Source organism: Halobellus sp. MBLA0158 (genome assembly GCF_041477585.1).
In the GTDB taxonomy this organism is placed as follows: Archaea; Halobacteriota; Halobacteria; order Halobacteriales; family Haloferacaceae; genus Haloquadratum; species Haloquadratum rubicundus.
This window is the reverse complement of record NZ_JBGNYA010000001.1, coordinates 17,446-34,001: the sequence shown is the minus strand read 5'-3', so window position 1 is coordinate 34,001 and position 16,556 is coordinate 17,446. Positions and strand designations below refer to the sequence as shown.

14 protein-coding genes are annotated in these 16,556 nt (G+C 72.6%); 6 read left to right on the top strand and 8 right to left on the bottom strand.

What is annotated here, in order from left to right; all coding sequences use genetic code 11:
• Positions 1-53 precede the first annotated feature (53 nt).
• The 4 genes from yciH to OS889_RS00150 form a co-directional block, all read right to left on the bottom strand.
• Positions 54-347, bottom strand: coding sequence for a stress response translation initiation inhibitor YciH (gene yciH, locus OS889_RS00165; RefSeq protein ID WP_372386461.1), 294 nt, complete (start codon positions 345-347; stop codon positions 54-56).
• A 158-nt stretch (positions 348-505) separates the two neighbouring features.
• Positions 506-2,728: a transglutaminase TgpA family protein gene (locus OS889_RS00160; RefSeq protein ID WP_372386460.1), complete on the bottom strand. Its 2,223-nt coding sequence runs from the start codon at positions 2,726-2,728 to the stop codon at positions 506-508.
• Complete coding sequence (locus OS889_RS00155) at positions 2,725-3,933, bottom strand: DUF58 domain-containing protein (RefSeq protein WP_372386459.1); 1,209 nt, start codon at positions 3,931-3,933, stop codon at positions 2,725-2,727. Before OS889_RS00155 ends, OS889_RS00160 begins: the two co-directional genes overlap by 4 nt.
• Before the next feature lie 18 nt (positions 3,934-3,951).
• The gene (locus OS889_RS00150) at positions 3,952-4,926 is read right to left on the bottom strand and encodes an AAA family ATPase (RefSeq protein ID WP_372386458.1); all 975 of its coding nucleotides are present in this window, start codon (positions 4,924-4,926) and stop codon (positions 3,952-3,954) included.
• Between the two features lie 144 nt (positions 4,927-5,070).
• Between OS889_RS00150 and OS889_RS00145 the strand changes: the two genes are divergently transcribed.
• The 4 genes from OS889_RS00145 to OS889_RS00130 all read left to right on the top strand — a co-directional run bounded on the left by OS889_RS00145 (position 5,071) and on the right by OS889_RS00130 (position 11,791).
• Complete coding sequence (locus tag OS889_RS00145; RefSeq protein WP_372386457.1) at positions 5,071-5,799, top strand: TVP38/TMEM64 family protein; 729 nt, start codon at positions 5,071-5,073, stop codon at positions 5,797-5,799.
• A 211-nt stretch (positions 5,800-6,010) separates the two neighbouring features.
• Entirely contained in the window at positions 6,011-8,776 is a 2,766-nt protein-coding gene (mutS, locus tag OS889_RS00140; protein WP_372391487.1) for a DNA mismatch repair protein MutS, read from the top strand.
• Positions 8,769-10,469 (top strand): DNA mismatch repair endonuclease MutL, encoded by a 1,701-nt coding sequence (gene mutL, locus OS889_RS00135; RefSeq protein WP_372386456.1) that lies wholly within the window; start codon positions 8,769-8,771, stop codon positions 10,467-10,469. The genes mutS and mutL overlap by 8 nt, the downstream gene beginning before the upstream one ends.
• A 104-nt stretch (positions 10,470-10,573) precedes the next feature.
• Positions 10,574-11,791 (top strand): MFS transporter, encoded by a 1,218-nt coding sequence (locus OS889_RS00130; RefSeq protein ID WP_372386455.1) that lies wholly within the window; start codon positions 10,574-10,576, stop codon positions 11,789-11,791.
• A 24-nt stretch (positions 11,792-11,815) separates the two neighbouring features.
• On the opposite strand, the gene OS889_RS00125 is transcribed toward OS889_RS00130, so the two are convergent.
• Positions 11,816-12,205 carry a DUF7573 domain-containing protein gene (locus OS889_RS00125; protein ID WP_372386454.1) on the bottom strand — a complete coding sequence of 130 codons (390 nt, stop codon included), beginning with the start codon at positions 12,203-12,205 and terminating at the stop codon, positions 11,816-11,818.
• Between the two features lie 89 nt (positions 12,206-12,294).
• On the opposite strand from OS889_RS00125, the gene OS889_RS00120 reads away from it, so the two are divergent.
• Positions 12,295-12,540, top strand: a complete 246-nt coding sequence (locus OS889_RS00120) for a DUF8024 family protein (RefSeq protein ID WP_372386453.1) — start codon at positions 12,295-12,297, stop codon at positions 12,538-12,540.
• Between the two features lie 15 nt (positions 12,541-12,555).
• On the opposite strand, the gene OS889_RS00115 is transcribed toward OS889_RS00120, so the two are convergent.
• Positions 12,556-13,578, bottom strand: coding sequence for a 5,10-methylenetetrahydromethanopterin reductase (locus OS889_RS00115; protein ID WP_372386452.1), 1,023 nt, complete (start codon positions 13,576-13,578; stop codon positions 12,556-12,558).
• Positions 13,571-14,323, bottom strand: coding sequence for a coenzyme F420-0:L-glutamate ligase (locus OS889_RS00110; protein ID WP_372386451.1), 753 nt, complete (start codon positions 14,321-14,323; stop codon positions 13,571-13,573). The genes OS889_RS00115 and OS889_RS00110 overlap by 8 nt, the downstream gene beginning before the upstream one ends.
• Before the next feature lie 143 nt (positions 14,324-14,466).
• On the opposite strand from OS889_RS00110, the gene OS889_RS00105 reads away from it, so the two are divergent.
• Positions 14,467-15,753, top strand: a complete 1,287-nt coding sequence (locus OS889_RS00105) for an eIF2B alpha/beta/delta subunit family protein (RefSeq protein ID WP_372386450.1) — start codon at positions 14,467-14,469, stop codon at positions 15,751-15,753.
• Positions 15,754-15,900: 147 nt separating this feature from the next.
• Here the strand turns inward: OS889_RS00105 and engB are convergent, their stop codons facing one another.
• Positions 15,901-16,521 (bottom strand): GTP-binding protein EngB, encoded by a 621-nt coding sequence (gene engB, locus OS889_RS00100; RefSeq protein WP_372386449.1) that lies wholly within the window; start codon positions 16,519-16,521, stop codon positions 15,901-15,903.
• Between the last annotated feature and the right edge of the window lie 35 nt (positions 16,522-16,556).

Sequence of the window (16,556 nt, the reverse complement as noted above, 5' to 3'; positions counted from 1 at the left end):
CCGACGTGAAGAACGAAAAAGCCGCTCGACGCGGGACGCTCAGGCGGTACCGATCAGGCGACGTTGAAGCCCTTGTCGCGGAGGAAGTCCTCGACGCGACCGGTGTGGTTCCCCTGCAGTTCGATGGCGCCGTCCTCGACCGTGCCGCCGCAGGCGAATTTCGACTTCAGGTCCGAGGACAGACTGTCCATATCGACGTCCTTGGGGTCGAAGCCTTCGATGATCGTTACCTCCTTTCCGTAGCGGCGCTCGTCGATGCGGATGGTGATCTCCTGGGATTCCTTGGCGACGTCCTCGCAGACGCAGAGTTCCTCAGGGAGTCCGCACGTCGAGCAGACTTCCGACATTACAGTCCGAAACTACAAGATGGGGATATTAAACAGTATCGGGACCCCGCGTCGAGCGCACAGCCGCCCGGTCGCTTGGCCCGCTCGCTGACCGCCCGTCGCGGCTCCGTGGCGCCGCCGACCCTCGACGCTCACCGGGCACCGAACCGCGCGCGGCATCAGGGGCGGGACCGGAACCACCGAAGCACCGGCGTCGCCGACCGCACGAGGTCGTCCGCGAGCGCGACGGCCTCGTCGGCGTCGTCGCGGTCGACGCCGTCCCCGTATCTGGCGCGCTCGTACAGGTCGCCGACGCGGCACGCCTCGGCCGCCCCGCCGTGCCCGTCGGGGAGCGATCGGAGGTACGCCCGCGGCGTCTCGCCGGGCCGCCGCGGCCGGTGCCTCCGTTCGAGGACGGTCGCGACCCGCCGGTACGCGCGTGCGACGTCGGTCTCGGGATCGCGGCGCCGCTGGTACTGGACCGCGAGCAGCCGCCGCATCCGCCCGGCCGTCCCCGTCCGTCTCGCGCCCGCCGTGAGGCCGACGAGCGCGACCGCGCCGATCAGGAGCGTCCGGCGCGAGGGCAGCGACGGGAGCGGCACCGGCAGCGGGCCCGACCCACTATCGCTCGCCGGGGAACTTCCGGCCTGTGTCGGCGTCGGCGTCGCGTTCGTCGTCCCCGGCGTCGTGTTCGACGCCCCCGGCGTCGCTCCCGCGGGGAGCTGCGGCGTGGTCGCACCCGCGGGCGCTCCGACCGGCGGCGGCGTCACGGTCTCGTTCGGCCCCGGGAGGTCGACGTTCGTCTCGCCGCTCTGTCGGGCCTCCGTGAGCCGCGCCTCCTCGGCGGTCTCCCGAGGTCCCCCGGGCGTCGGATCGAAGCGGACCCACCCCACATCGGGGAAGTAGACCTCCACCCAGGCGTGGGAGTTGAGCCCGCGGACGGCGTACTCGCCGTCGCCCGTCCGCTCGCCCGCGGTGTAGCCCGTGACGAATCGCGCGGGCACGCCCTCCGAGCGCAGCATCACGACCATCGCGGTCGCGTAGTAGGTGCAGTAGCCGGCGTCGCGCTCGAAGAGGAAGGTGTCGACGACGTCGCCGCTCGACGGCGGCACGCTGAGCGAGTACTCCTTGTTCGACTCCAGGTACCGCTCGATCGCGACCGCCTCGGCGTAGGGCGTCTCGGCGTCCGCGGTGACGCTCGCGGCCCGCTCGCGGACCCGCTGGGTCGTGCTCGACGGCAGCTGGAGGTACGAGTCGGTGACGCGGTCGGGGTAGTCGGTTCCGGCCGCCCGGAGGCGCTCGGGGCTCGCCTGCGGGACCCGGCTGCGGACGGTGTAGCGCTCGCCGGACTGGAGCGTCCCGCCGGGTCGGAGCGTCCCCTGCGGCGTCACGACCGCGCGTTCGCTCACCGCGCCGTCGAGCGAGATCGGCCGCCACGCCGCCGGGAGGACCGACATCGAGTCCCGCGCCGTGACGGTCTGTTCCAGCGGATCGGTGGGCCCCGGCGGTCCGCGCAGCGGGCCATCGTAGCGGTTCGCCGTCCCGGTCCGCACCCAGCCGTCGCCGGTGTAGCGGTCGTAGGCGCCGGTCTGCCAGTACTGCGGACGGGGGCTCTCGACGGTGAACCGGATTTCGGGAGAGAGGCGGATGCTCCCGACGATCTCGACCCGGTCCCGCGACTCGACGAGGTTCGCCTCCACCGTGGGCGAGCCGCGGTCCGGGAGAATGGGCGATCCGGCCGCTCCGGGTACGACCGTCAGCGTCGCCGAGGCGACGACCATCGCCGCGAGCACGACTGTCAGCGCGTCGAGCCCGCCGACGTCGACGCCGTGGCGCTCGAACGTCGCCGCGGCCACGGTCGCCGTCGCGCCGAGGACGCCCACGAGCGTCGTCACGCCGTCGGCGTCACCGGTGAGCACGACGAGCCCGAGCGCGAGCCCGCCGGCGACGGCCGCGGCGACGTACCGCCGCCGGACCGCGAGGTACCACGAGAGGAAGACAGGGCCGGGGAGGACCGCAGTCGCCCACACGCCCGCACCGACGAGCCGGAGGATCGAGAGCCCGGTCAGGAGCGCCACCGTGTCGGCGAGCGCGCGCTGCGGCGTCAACAGCTGGAGCTGGCTCTGCGGGAGCGCGAGCAGGTACCCCGCCAGCCCCAGCCCGAAGAGCGCCGAGGCGAGACCGACGGCGACCCGGACGCCGACGAACCGCCCCACGAGGAGCGCCAGGCCGAACGACGCCACGAGGACGCCGAGGAACTGCTGGCCCCCGCCAACGACGTCGGTCACGCGCCAGAGGACGCTCGCGTAGGCCCACGTCAGCGCGGCCAGCCCCGCGACGGCGAGCGTTCGCCCGCGGAGCAGGCGCCCGACCCAGCCCGTCCGCCGCTCGACGGCGCTCATCCGGACGACCCCCCGCCGCGGCGGTTCCCGGAGGCGGGTGCGACTCGCCCCGCTCCGCTCGACGCATCCGGACGGTCCGCGTCGCCGTCGGCTGCGACGTCGGCACCGACTGCGGATCGGCCGTTCGGAAGGCCCCCGTCGGCTTCTCCGATCATCGACTCGAAGCGGTGCCCGCGCCCGTCGAACCGGACGACGGTCCGCTCGTCGTCGACGACGACGGCGACGTCGGGCTCGCCGTCGAGTGCGGGCACCGGCCCGCGGCCGACGACCGCGAGGTGATCGAGCACCGCGCGGGTGTCGTCGACGCCGGCGTCGACCTCCCCGGCGGGCGTCGAGAGCCGCACGCTCGCGCCCTCGCGGATCAGCGCGAGACAGACCGTCGCCGCGGCCTCGGCCATCGCGTCGGCCAGCGGATCCGCGCCCGAGTCGGTTTCGTCCTCATTTTCGGCCTCGCCGCGCGGCCGCTCCGCGCCGGCGACGCCCGCGACGACGGTGACGCGGTCGGGGTCGGTCTCGGCGGTGAACTCCCGGATCATCAGCTCGCCGCGCTTGGCCGAGGACTTCCAGTGGACGTCCCGGAGCGCGTCGCCGCGCACGTACTCGCGGAGGTCGTCGAACTCGTCGCGGCGGGTCGCCCGCCGCGACTGGGTGAGCGCCCGGAGGTTCGCCTCCGCCGACCCCGAGAGCCGCCGGACCCGCGGGAAGACGAGCAGGTCCTTGCGGACGTCGAGCGCGATCGTGCGCTCGAAGAGCCCGAGCACGTCGGTCACGACGACCGTGAGTGGACCGATCTCGTGTCTCCCGCGTCGCAGCCGGGCGATTTCGTAGCTGACGGCTCCGCCGATGGCGGCGTCGACGACGGCCTCGCTCGACTCGTTCGACTCGCCCGAAGCGCTCTCACCGTCGGCGCCGCTCCCCGCGACGGCGACGCCCGCCGGTAGCCGATCGCGGACCGTCGCGGGGTAGGTCCGCGGCGCGTCGAGCCGGAGTTCGACCGTTCCCGTCGTTCCGGGCTCGTCGGCCGGCGGGAGCGCGCGCTCGACGCCCGGCGCCGGCGCGCGCCAGACCTGCACGGCGGCGGCGACGAGCGCGACGATTCCGGGGAGGACGACGGCGTCCAGCGAGCGCGCCCCGAACGCCGCGCCGACGGCCACGGCGGCGGCGACGACGGCCGCGACGGCGTATCCGCGTCGTGTCGGTCGCATCGGCTCGCTACTCACCACTCACTCGACGGGGACCTCTTCGAGGGCGCGCTCGACGACCGTCGCGCCGTCGACCTCCGTGTCGGTCCGGACGCGGTGGCTCCACACCGTCGGCGCCTCGGTCTGTACGTCGTCGGGCGTGACGTAGCCCCGGCCCTCGAAGACCGCGCGCACCTGTGAGGCCCGGACGAGCGCGATGGCGCCGCGCGGACTCGCGCCCAGGCGGGCGTGCTCGCGGGTGTACTTCGCCAGCCGCGAGACGTACGCGCGGACCGGCTCGCGGACGGTGACCTCGGAGACGGTCGACCGCGCGCGCCTGACGTCGCCGACGTCGGCCACCGGCTCTAAGGACTCGATGGGGTGCTCGCCGGTGAGCCGGCCCAGGAGTTCGGTCTCTTCGTCCTCGCTGGGGTAGCCCAGCCGGATCTTCTTCGTGAAGCGGTCGACCTCGGCGACCGGGAGCTCGTAGGTCCGGCCGGGCTCGACGTCGTTCTGCGTCGCGATGACGGTGAAGGGGTCCGGGACGCGGTGGGTCTCGCCGTCGACGGTCACCTGCTCTTCGGCCATCACCTCAAGGAGGGCGGCCTGGGTCTTCGGCGGCGCGCGGTTGATCTCGTCGCCCAGCAGGACGTTCGCGAACACCGGGCCGGGCCGGAACTCGAACTCGCGGGTCTTCTCGTTGAAGACGTTCACGCCGGTCACGTCGGAGGGCAGGAGGTCGGGCGTGAACTGCACCCGCTTGAACGAGCCGTCCAGCGAGGTCGCCACCGCGCGCGCGAGCATCGTCTTGCCGACGCCCGGGACGTCCTCCAAGAGGAGGTGGCCGCGGGCGAAGAGGGCGACGAGGATGTGCTCGATCGCGTCGCGGTGGCCGACGATGACGCGCTCGACGTTGTCGGCGATGCGCGTGGTCAGGTCGGCCGCTTCGTCGACGGGAAGCGGGGAGACCGAACTCGACTCCGTCTCCGGGTCTGATAGGGCGTCTACGTCGGTCATTGTGGGGGCAGCGAGCGCGGCACCGACCGCGCCGACAGCGACGCGTCGGCCCGCGCTGTTGGGACGACATAGCCCCCGCGACCACGTAACTTTGCTGGCGCCGGCGGGGTACCGTTCAAGTAGCGCGGCGGCGTCCGACAGAGCGTGCGCGAACGCCTGGCGCGGCTCCGGACGCGGCTCGACTCGGTGCGGATCTTCGCCTCCCCGGAGGACAAGCGCCGCTTCCTCGTCCACCTCGTCGCGGTCGCGGTCGTCGTCGCCGGGCTCTCGTTCCTCGCCCGCCGGCACCTCGCGCTCCTGACCGACGCCCCCGCGCTCCGGGCGTTCATCGGCCAGTACGGCGTCTGGGCGCCGCTCGTGTTGATCGCGCTCCAGGCGGTGCAGGTCGTCGCCGCCCCGGTCCCGGGACAGATCCTGGCGGTCGTCGCCGGCTACCTCTTCGGCGCGTGGTGGGGGACGCTCTACAATATGATCGGCATCACTGTCGGGAGCGCGGCCGCCTTCTGGCTCTCGCGGCGGTTCGGCCGGGCGTACGTCGAGCGGATCGTCCACGACGACGCGCTCGCGACCTTCGACTCCGTCAGCGACGACTACGCCCGCGTCGGACTGTTCGTCTGCTTTCTCGTCCCGGGGCTCCCCGACGACGTCATCTGTTTCGCGGGCGGGCTCACCCGGCTCCCGCTGTGGCAGCTCGTCGCGCTCGCGGTGGTCGGCCGCACGCCGGCGTTCTTCCTCGCGAACGTCGTCGGCGAGTTCCTCGGTGCCGATCGGTTCGGCGCCGCCGCCGCGGTCGCCGCCGTCGTCCTCACCCTGTCCGCGGTCGGCTATCTCTACCGCGACCGGCTCGTCGGTCGCTTCCGCGGCGAGCCCTGACCGCGCCGCGCGCCGCCCATCGGCTTCCCGTCCGCTTTTGGTCTTCGGCCGCCGTCCGGTAGGTGTGAACGGCGCAGGGTCCGACGCAAGCGAGGAGCCAGCCCCGGAGCCGGGCGAATCCGGCACCCGGACCGACGCCGACGGCGAGCGCGACCGCCAGCCGGAGGGCCCCCCGCAGAAACTGCTCGACCGCCGCGAGGAGCTCACGCCGATGCTCTCGCAGTACCTCGACCTCTGTGAGGCCCACCCCGACGCGATCGTGCTCTTTCAGGTCGGGGACTTCTACGAGGCCTTCTGCGAGGCCGCCGAGGTCGTCGCCCGGATCTGCGAGGTGACGCTGACCAAGCGCGAGGACTCGACGGGCACCTACGCGATGGCGGGCATCCCCATCGACAACGCCGCCTCGTACCTCGAACCCCTGCTGGACGCGGAGTACCGCGTCGCCGTCGCCGACCAGGTCGAAGACGCCGAGGAGGCCTCCGGCCTCGTCGACCGCGCGGTCACGAACGTCGTCAGCCCCGGGACCGTCGTCGACGACGAACTGCTGGACCGCGCGAGCGCGACGTACCTGGCCGCCGTCGTCGAGGCGGAAGGAAGGCAAAATCCCGGAGGCGATGGCGACGACTCCCGGACCGCGCTCGCGACCCTCGACGTCTCCACGGGCGAGTGCCAGGTGACGAGCGCCGACTCCGACCGAATCAGCACCGAACTCGAACGGCTCGCGCCCCCGGAGGTGCTCGCGCCCGCGGGGCTCGGGTTCGACCCGTCGGCGCTCGGCTTCGAGACGATGCTGACCGACCGCGGCCCCGAGGCGTTCGCGCTCGACCGGGCCGACGAGACGCTCTCGCGGTACGTCGCGGAGCCGACGGCGGTCCTCGATTCGCCGGTCGAGCGCCGCGCGGTCGGCGCGCTGCTCGACTACGCCGAGTACACCCAGGGCGACGACGGCGCGCTCTCGTACGTCTCGCGGATCCGCCGGTACGACCTCCGGGAGTCGCTCCGGATCGACGCGACGGCGATGCGCAGCCTGGAACTGTTCGACTCGCGGCATCCCGGCCGCGGCGAGACGCTCTTGGATACCGTCGACCGGACCGCCTGCGCCCTCGGCCGCCGGAAACTGGAAGCGTGGCTCCGACGGCCCCTCATCGACGAGGCCGAGATCGAACGCCGCCACGACGCCGTCGCGGAGTTGCTCTCGCGGCCGCTCACGCGGGAGACGATCCGCGACCACCTCGATCGGGTGTACGACCTCGAACGCCTCGCCGCCCGCGTCTCCCGCGAGCGCGCGAACGCCCGCGACCTCCGGGCGCTGAAGACGACGCTCGACGTCGTCCCCGGGGTGAAAGACGCCCTCGCCGACGCCGAGTCCGAGGCCCTCGCGGACCTCCGGGAGTCGCTGGACGAACTGGCGGACGTCCGCGACCTGATCGGCGAGGCGATCGTCGACGACCCGCCCCAGGAGATCACCGAGGGCGGCGTCATCAGCGAGGGCTTCGACGACGAACTCGACGAGATCCGCGCGACCGAGCGCGAGGGCCGCGAGTGGGTTTCGTCTCTCGAAGAGCGCGAGCGCGAGCGCACCGGCATCGACTCCCTCGAAGTCGGGTACAATCAGGTCCACGGCTACTACATCGAGGTGACGAACCCCAACCTCGATCGCGTCCCCGACGACTACACCCGCCGGCAGACGCTGAAGAACGCCGAGCGGTTCTACACGCCCGAACTCAAGCGCCGGGAGGACGAGATCCTCTCGGCCGCAGAGCGGGCGGACGCCCTGGAGTACGAGGTCTTCCGGGACGTCCGTGCCGAAGTCGCCGCCGAGACCGAGCGGCTCCAGTCGCTGGCTGACGCGCTCGCGCGGCTCGACGTCCTCGCCACGTTCGCGACCGTCGCCGCGAGCGCGGACTACGTCCGCCCGGAGATGGGCGCCGAGGAGATCGCGATCGACGCCGGTCGGCACCCGGTCGTCGAGCGGACCCAGGCCGAGTTCGTCCCCAACGGGATCGACTTCGCCGACGGTCACGTCGCCGTCATCACCGGGCCGAACATGAGCGGGAAGTCGACGTACATGCGCCAGGTCGCGCTGATCTGCCTGCTCGCGCAGGCCGGCAGTTTCGTCCCGGCGGACGCGGCCGAACTGCCCGTGCTGGACCGGCTCTTCACCCGAGTCGGCGCCTCCGACGACATCGCCGGCGGCCAGTCGACGTTTATGCGGGAGATGGCCGAACTCACCGAGATCCTCCACGACGCCACCGAGGACTCGCTGGTCCTCCTCGACGAGGTGGGGAGAGGGACCTCGACGGCCGACGGCCTCGCGATCGCCCGCGCGACGACGGAGTTCGTCCACGACGAGGTCGGCGCCACGACGCTCTTTGCGACTCACTACCACGACCTGACCGCGCTCGCCGAAGAGCTCCCGAACGCGTTCAATCTCCACTTCACGGTGAGCAAAGGCGAGGGCAAGGACGGCGACGGTGCCGACTCGCCGGACGCCGACACGGACGCGCCGGACGTGACGTTCCTCCACCGCGTCGCCGAGGGCGCCGCGTCGTCGTCCTACGGCGTCGAGGTTGCCAGACTCGCCGGCGTGCCGGACCGCGTGGTCGCACGCGCCCGCGAGCACCTCCGGGAGTCGTCGGCGCCGGGGGCCGACGCGAGCACGTCCGACGCCGCGACCGAGAGAGACGGCGGCGACGCGGACTCGTCCGATACCGGAGCCGACGCGTCGGTCTCGACCGGCGATCCCGCCGATGACGATTCTGACGACCCGAGAGACACGCTGGCGGCCTACGTCGACGGCCTCGACGCCGGCTCGAACGGGCACCCCGAGGGACTGGCGATCGACGGCGACTTCGACGACCTCGGCGAGGCCGAACGGGAGGTCTTAGCCGAGCTCCGCGACCTCGACGTGGCGCGGACCACGCCGCTCGAAGCCCTCAACACCCTGGAACGCCTACAGCGCGAACTGAATGAGTGAGGAGCGCCCGGACGCGCAGGCCGACGCCGCCGTCCGCCGGCTCGACGACGAGACGGTCGCCAGCGTCGCCGCCGGCGAGGTGATCACCCGGCCCGCGGACGTCGTCGTCGAACTGCTCGAAAACGCCCTCGACGCGGGCGCCTCCCGGATCGACGTCGACGTCGCGGGCGACGGCAGAGAGCGGATCCGCGTCCGGGACGACGGCCGCGGGATGAGCCCGCAGGACGCCGAACTCGCCGTCGAGCGGCACACGACGAGCAAGCTCCGGCGCGGGGTGTCGCTCGCGGCGGTCGACACCCTCGGCTTCCGCGGCGAGGCGCTCCCGAGCGTCGCGACCGTCGCGACTCTCGAACTCCTGACGAACGACGGCGGCCCCCGCGGTACCCGGGTGGTCGCGAGCGGCGGCCCGGGGGCCGATCTGGTCGAGCCGACTGGGCGCGGGCGCGGGACGACCGTCACCGTCCGGGAGCTGTTCGCCGACGCGCCCGCCCGTCGCGAGTCGCTGTCGGCCGCGGCGACGGAGTTCGCGCGCGTGAGCGACGCCGCCTCGCGGTACGCGCTCGTCAATCCCGACGTCTCGTTCTCCCTCGCACACGACGGCAGCGAGGTGTTCTCGACGCCCGGGACCGGCGCCTTCGACGACGCGCTGCTCGGCGTCTACGACCGCGAGGTCGCGTCGAGAACGGTCGCGGTCGACGCCGAGCGGGGGCTCGACGCCGACGGCGACTCGGCCGGCGACCTGACGCTCCGGGGCGCTCTCGTTCAGCCTTCGATCACGCGCGCTCGGCGCGAACACGTCTACGTCGCGGTCGACGGCCGCCCCGTGCGGAACGCCCGCCTCCGACGCGCGGTGGTCGAGGGCTACGGCGACCTCCTGCCGGACGATCGCGCGCCGATCGCGGTCGTGTCGGTGTCGCTGCCCGACTCGTGGACCGACCACAACGTCCACCCGCGGAAGCGCGAGGTCAGGCTCCGCGACCCCGACGCCGTCGCGGCGGGCGTCGAGGCCGCCGTCCGCGACGCGCTCTCGACGAGCGACAGGCGCCGCGCCGAGGACCTCTCGATGGACCTCGACGACGCGCTCGAACCGCTCTCGGAGGCGGAGTCGGCGTTCGAGGACGTCGACGTCATCGGGCAGTTCCGCGAGCTCTATCTGCTCTGTGAGGCCGACGACGACCTCCTCGTCGTCGACCAGCACGCGGCCCACGAGCGCGTGAACTACGAGCGGCTCCGCGCCGCCGTCGACGGCGAGACGCCGCGCGCGCCGGTCGATCCGGCCGCGACGGTGGAGCTGACGCCCGCCCAGCGCGCCGCCGTCGACGCCCACCGCGACGACCTCGCGGCGCTGGGGTACGAGATCGAGCCGTTCGGAGAATCGACCGTCCGGGTGCGCGCGGTCCCCGCCCCGATGGGCCGCGCCGCCGACCCCGCGAGCGTCGCGGACGCCGTCGACGCCCTCCGGCGCGGCGAGTCGCCCGACGACGGCCGCGACGCGCTCCTGACGGACCTCGCGTGCCACCCGTCGCTGAAGGCGGGCGACGACCTGGGGGCCGAGGAGGCCGCGGCGCTGATCGAGCGCCTCGGCGCCTGCGAGAATCCGTACGCGTGCCCGCACGGCCGCCCGACGGTGCTCTCGATCGACGAGGCGACGCTCGTCCGCGGCTTCGGCCGCCGCGGGACGCGGATGGACTGAAGACCCGATTCGACACCGATTTACCGCCGTCGCGACCAGTTCCGCCCGATGAGTCGCCGTCTATCGATTCCCTCCCGCGGGGGCGACGCCCCCGCGACGCGTCGATGAGCGTCGTCGCCTCGATCGGTCGCGAAGCGCGGGCGCTCCTCGGCGACGGGAAGGCCCGCCCGTTCGTCGCCATCGCCGGCACGTGGGGGACGCTCCTCGGCGCGCGGATGATCTACCCCGTACTGCTCCCGTACTTCCGGGAGACCTACGGCCTGAGCCTCTCGGTCGCGGGGCTCCTGGTCACGGTCCTGTGGCTCGGGTCCGCGCTCGGCCAGCTGCCCGGCGGGATCCTGGCGGACCGATACAGCGAGCGCTCGGTGATGACCGCCGGCACGGTCGTCGTCGCGGTCGCGATCGCGGCGGTCGTCTCGGCCCCGAGCGCGCTCTTTCTCTTCGCTGCGACCGCGCTCGTCGGCGTCGGCCAGTCGCTGTACCCGATCGCGCGGATCACGATGCTCGCGGACCTCTACCCCGATCGGATCGGGAGCGCGCTCGGCGCCACGATGGCGACCGGCGACCTCGGCCAGACCGTCCTCCCGCCGATCGCCGCGGCGATTGCGGCCGCGGTCGCCTGGCAGGCCGGCCTCGGGTTCATCGCGCCCCTGCTCGTCGTCGCGGCGGTCGCGCTGTGGGCCGCGCTGCCCCGCAGCGCCGACGCCGACGCGGGCGGCGTCGACGAGCTCTCGACGGACACCGCCCGGCGAGTCCTCGCCGAACTCCGCCGGCAGAACGTCGTCCTCATCGCGTTCATCCTCTTTCTCTACATCCTGATCTGGCAGGCGTTCACGGGGCTGTACCCCACCTACCTCGTCGAGGAGAAGGGCCTCGCCTCGGCGACGGCGTCGCTGCTCTTCAGCCTCTTTTTCGCCGTCGGCGTCGTGGTGAAGCCCGTCGCCGGCGCGACCTACGACCGGGTCGGCCTCCGCTGGTCGCTGGTCGCGGTGCTCGCCGGTCCGGTCGTCGGCTTCGCGATCCTGCCGCTCGTGGAGGGGCTCCCCGCGCTCGTCGCCGTCACGGCGCTCGTGAGCCCGATGCTCGGTTCGGGGGCGATCACGCAGTCGTACTTCTCGGACGCGTTCTCGGATTCGGTCCGCGGGACGGGTCTGGGGGTCGTCCGCACCGCGACCGCGACGCTGGGCGCGGCCGGGCCCGTGCTCTTCGGGACGCTCGCCGATCGCGGCTACTTCGACGAGGGCTACTGGCTCATCGGCGGCGTGATCCTCGTCGTGATCGTCCTCACGCTCCGGATCGCCGACGGCGACGGGGAGCAATAGCCCGCTTCTTTTCGGTCTCTCTCGTCACCAGTCCTTGCAGTCCGCACAGACCTGGCCCTTCCCGTCCTCGCCCGACCAGAGCCGCTCGACGGTCGCGCCGCAGGCCGGACACTCCGCGCCGTCGGGCTCCCACCGGTAGGTCGCCGCCGCCGGCTCGACGTCTTGCGGATCGGGGTGGCCGGATTCGTCGGAATCGGCGTCAGATTCGATATCGGCGTCGACGTCGGGGACAGAATTGGACTCGGCATCCGTGTCGATACCGGGATCAGAATCGGCACTTTCGTCGACATCGGGGTCAGAATCGGAATCCGCGTCGACGTCGACGCCCGCGTCGTGATCGTCGCCGTCCGAGTCGGTCTCGGCGCCGTCGCTTCCGCCGCCGACGAACTCGTCGAGCGACCGGTCCCGGCCCATACGAGACCCCTGCGGCGGCGTCGGCTTAGCGGTGGCGACTCGCTGCGCGATTCCGCACACACATATACGATGAGTCCGAACCCGCTGGTATGGTCTCGGTACTCGGCTTCGTCGTACAGTTGCTCACGAGCGTCGTCGATCTCGTCCGGATCTTCGTCTTCGAGGTGCTGCTCGGCGTGGATCCGATCACCGCCCTGTCGTTCGTCGTCGGCGCGGCGCTGACGACCGCGACGGTCGCGTACTTCGCGTACCTCGCCGCGGGCGCGCTCGTGAATCTCCTCACGGGTCTCGGGTCGAGCGCCCGCGAGGCGCCCGCCGACCGCACGGCCCGCTGACTGCCTTTTCGGCGCCTACTCCTCGCTGGCTCGCTCGAACGCCTCGCTCGCCAGCCCGATCGCCGTTTCGGGCTCCGGGCCCAGCGGCGAGCCGACGACGATCCCGTCGGCGTGGTCCAACAGCGCGGCCATCCGTTCTGTGACCGTCTCGGGCGTCCCGGCGGCCGAGAACGCCTCGATCATCGCCGGCGTCACGCGCTCGAACGCCTCGCCGAACTCTCCGGCGCTGATGTGCTCGCCGATCGTCTCGGCGCGGTCGGCGTCGATCCCGTGGCGCTCCAGCACCGGCGGCGCCGCTCCGGCGACGACGAACGCGACCGGCGGCCGGGCGGCCTCGCGGGCGGCCTCGGCGTCCGGTCCGACGCTGACGCTCGCGTAGGCGAGCAACTCGAAATCCTCCGCGTCGCCGTCGCGCTCCGCGCGCCCCTCCTCGACCCGCTCGTGCGCCCACGCGAGGTCGTCGGGGTGCGAGCCGTTGAACAGCAGGCCGTCGGCGCGCTTGCCGGCCATCCGGCACATATGCGGCCCCTCGCCGCCGACGTAGACGGGGATCTCGCCGGGGACCGCGAAGTTCAGCCCGGCGTTCGCCGCCTCGAACGTCCCGTCGTGGGTGACGCGCTCGCCCGCCCAGAGGTCGCGGGCGACCTCGAACGCCTCCAGGACGGATCGGAGCCCCCGCTCCTCGTCGAGGCCGAGGTTCCGGAGCGTCGAGGGATCGCCCGGGCCGATGCCGAACACCGTCCGGTCCGGCGCCTGGTCAGCGACGGTCGCCGTCTCCGCGGCGAGGGTCACGGGGTGGCGCTCGTAGGGGTTCGCGATCCCCGGACCGATCTCCAATTCACCGGTCTCGGCGGCGAGCCGCGCGAGCGTCGCGAACGGGCTGCGGTTGTTGTAGTGGCAGGTGACGAACGCGAGGTCGTAGCCCGCGCGCTCGGCCGCGACGCCCTCGGCGACGACGTCCGGAATCGGCTCGTCGGGGACGAGTTCGATCCCGAGCGTCGGTCCGCCGCGCCCCCCACGGCCCGCGTCGTCACTCATACGACCACTCCCGGATCGCCTGCCGGACGAAGTCGGTCTCGACCTCCCGGAAGTGGGCGTCGCTCTCGCCGTGGTCGCCCCACTCGAAGTCGCGGACGACCACCACCGGGGTCCCGCCGTCGCCCTCGCCCGCCACGAGGTTCGCGGCCGCGGCGAGCTCGTCGGCGACGTTCTCGACGGTGACGTCGAGTTCGCGGCCGTCTCTGTCCCGCTCGCCGCGCCAGTCTCGCCCCGGCGCGAGGCCGGCCCAGCCGATCGCGACGCCCCGCTGGCCGTGTCGGAAGGGCCGGCCGCAGGTGTCGGTGACGACCACGCGGTCGGCCGAGAGCCCGGAGCGGATGCGCGCTGCGCTCTCGCTCGGCCGTTTCGGGAGGAGCAGGAGGTCGCCGCCGGCCGTGTTCGAGCGGTCGATACCGGCGTTGACGCCGACGTGGCCGAAGCGGGTCTCCGTCAGGAGGAACGGCGCCTCCATCAGCACCTCGACGCTCTCTTCGAGGACGGCCTGGGCGAACCGCGGGTCCTTCTCCTCGCCGGTGTGATCCGCCAGCCGTGCGGCGATCTCGCGGGCCCGAGGCCCCGCCGGGAAGTCGTCGAGGTCGGCGGACCGGCCCTCGGCCTTCGAGACGACCGTCGAGGCGACGCAGACGACGTCGTCCTCGCGGAGATCGACGGCGTCGCGGATCAGCGCCGCGAGATCGTGGCCCGCCCGGATCTCGGGGAGGTCGGGGACTGCGAACAGCTCCATACAGGCCGAGGGCGCGCCCCGGTGAAAAGCGAACAGGTGGTGGCGGGCGTCTCCGGTATGCCCCGCGTTCGAGTCCCCGCCTGCTCCCGGACGCGCTCCGGAACGGGAAAAGGCCGTTACCCCTCGACCCGAATCACGGCGTGATGGCACACGTGGTCACGTGTTTCGTGCGGGAGCGCGGGGAGGTCCTCCTCACCCGCCGGAGCGACGCGGTCGGGACGTACCGGGGACGCTGGGCGGGCGTCTCGGGCTACGTCGAGGGCGACCCCGACGACGCCGAGGCGGACGCGCGGCGCGAACTCCGCGAGGAGACCGGCCTGACCGACGACCGCATCGACCTCGTGCGCGCGGGCGAGCCCCTGGCGGTCGACGACGAGGCGGGCTCGTTCACCGTCCATCCGTTCCTCTTCGAGAGCGACACGCGCGAGGTGACGCCCAACGAGGAGCTCGCCGCCGTCGAGTGGACCGATCCGACCGCGATCCGGGACAGAGAGACGGTCCCGCGGCTCTGGGAGACGTGGCGCCGCGTCGGGCCGACGGTCGACGACGTCGAGAGCGACCGCACCCACGGGTCGGCGTGGATCTCCGCCCGCGCGCTGGAAGCCCTCCGCGACGCCGCCGCGGAGGCCGACGCCGACGACTGGGACGCGGTCGCCGCGACCGCGCGCGACCTCCGCACGGCCCGTCCGGGGATGGCGGCGATCGCGAACCGGATCGACCGCGTCGTCGCCGACGCGATCCGCGCGAGCGACGGCGCCGCACCTGATCCCGATGCGGTCGTCGACCGCGCCATCGACGCCCTCGGCGCGGCGCTCGCGGCCGACGAGGAAGCCGCCGCGACGGCGGTGAGGCGCCTCCGCGACGCCGACGCGACGGCGATCGCGACGCTCTCGCGCTCGGGGACGGTCCGCGAGGCCATCGATCGATTGGGTCCGGCTCGCCTGCTCGTCGCCGAGTCGCGTCCCGAGCGCGAGGGCGTCGACGTCGCTGAGCGGGCCGTCGACGCGACCGACGCGGCGGTGACGCTGACGACGGAGGCGGCGCTCCCGACGGCGCTGGACCGATACGACGTCGACGCGGCGCTCGTCGGCGCCGACTCCGTGTTTCCGGACGGGGGCGTCGTGAACAAGACCGGAACCAGAGTCCTGGCGCTCGCGGCCCGCTCGCTCGGCGCTCCGGTCTACGTCGTCGCCTCGCGGGACAAAGTCCGGCCGTCTGGCGCTGAGGTGTCTGATCGGGAGGCCCCAGACGAGCGCTCGCCCGCCGATCTCGTCTACGACGGCGACCGCGACGTCTCGGTCCACGCGCCGACGTTCGAGGTCACTCCGGGAGAATTGATCGACGGGATCGCGACCGAGGCCGGACTGCTATCGGGCGCGGACGTTCGAGCCGTCGCCGAAGAACACGCCGAAAACGCAGGGTGGACGTGAACGTCGGGCCCGCCTCGGCGCCAAACGAGGGATTCTTGCGTCGGGCACGTCGATGTGCGACCGGTGGCGATGACGAGGGTTACCCCCACTCAGCCCCTTGTGATGACACCTTCTCGCCGAGCCACCTTTCGACCGTAGATCGCCGCGCTAACTCACGAACTTCAGCAGGTCGTCGCGCTTCTGCTCGTGGAAGTTCGTCCGGAGCGCCTCCTCCAGGGCGTCGATGTCGCCGCGCTTGGCGCTGATCGGCGCGATCGTCTCCCGCCACTGCTTCCACGGCGGGTGCAGTCCCAGGCGATCACAGAGGTCGTCCAGCCGCTCGTCGCGGTCGTCGACCTTGTCCATCTTGTTGACGGCGACGACCGTCGGCACGTCGAGCTCCCACAGGAAGTGGAACAGCTCGACGTCGTGGGGGATCTCGTCGGGGCCGGAGTGGCGGTCGATGATGTCGATGACGCTCTTGCCGTCGACGACGAGGACCGCCGTGAGGATCTCGTCGGCGTTCGACTCGATGTACCGCACGACGTCGGTCTTGATCTGCTCGCGGCGGCTCTCGTCGACGCCGGACATGAAGCCGAAGCCGGGGAGGTCCGTGAACATGAATCCCTCCGAGGCCCAGTCGAAGTGGTTCGGCGACCGGGTGACGCCGGGCTTTTGGCCCACGGTGATCTTCGAGTGGCCCGTCAGCTCCCGCATCAGCGTCGACTTCCCCACGTTCGACCGGCCGACGAGGACGACCTCCTCGCAGTCCGGGCGATCTTCGAACATACGTGCGGAAGGCCGTCGCCGGGGTTAACGGTGAC

What these genes read in the sequence shown, in the direction of transcription:
- yciH (WP_372386461.1), bottom strand. Translation starts at nt 347, where the DNA reads ATGTCGGAAGTCTGCTCGACGTGCGGACTCCCTGAGGAACTCTGCGTC.
- OS889_RS00160 (WP_372386460.1), bottom strand. Translation starts at nt 2,728, where the DNA reads ATGAGCGCCGTCGAGCGGCGGACGGGCTGGGTCGGGCGCCTGCTCCGC.
- OS889_RS00155 (WP_372386459.1), bottom strand. Translation starts at nt 3,933, where the DNA reads ATGCGACCGACACGACGCGGATACGCCGTCGCGGCCGTCGTCGCCGCC.
- OS889_RS00150 (WP_372386458.1), bottom strand. Translation starts at nt 4,926, where the DNA reads ATGACCGACGTAGACGCCCTATCAGACCCGGAGACGGAGTCGAGTTCG.
- mutS (WP_372391487.1), top strand. Translation starts at nt 6,011, where the DNA reads ATGCTCTCGCAGTACCTCGACCTCTGTGAGGCCCACCCCGACGCGATC.
- mutL (WP_372386456.1), top strand. Translation starts at nt 8,769, where the DNA reads ATGAGTGAGGAGCGCCCGGACGCGCAGGCCGACGCCGCCGTCCGCCGG.
- OS889_RS00130 (WP_372386455.1), top strand. Translation starts at nt 10,574, where the DNA reads ATGAGCGTCGTCGCCTCGATCGGTCGCGAAGCGCGGGCGCTCCTCGGC.
- OS889_RS00125 (WP_372386454.1), bottom strand. Translation starts at nt 12,205, where the DNA reads ATGGGCCGGGACCGGTCGCTCGACGAGTTCGTCGGCGGCGGAAGCGAC.
- OS889_RS00120 (WP_372386453.1), top strand. Translation starts at nt 12,295, where the DNA reads ATGGTCTCGGTACTCGGCTTCGTCGTACAGTTGCTCACGAGCGTCGTC.
- OS889_RS00115 (WP_372386452.1), bottom strand. Translation starts at nt 13,578, where the DNA reads ATGAGTGACGACGCGGGCCGTGGGGGGCGCGGCGGACCGACGCTCGGG.
- OS889_RS00110 (WP_372386451.1), bottom strand. Translation starts at nt 14,323, where the DNA reads ATGGAGCTGTTCGCAGTCCCCGACCTCCCCGAGATCCGGGCGGGCCAC.
- OS889_RS00105 (WP_372386450.1), top strand. Translation starts at nt 14,467, where the DNA reads ATGGCACACGTGGTCACGTGTTTCGTGCGGGAGCGCGGGGAGGTCCTC.
- engB (WP_372386449.1), bottom strand. Translation starts at nt 16,521, where the DNA reads ATGTTCGAAGATCGCCCGGACTGCGAGGAGGTCGTCCTCGTCGGCCGG.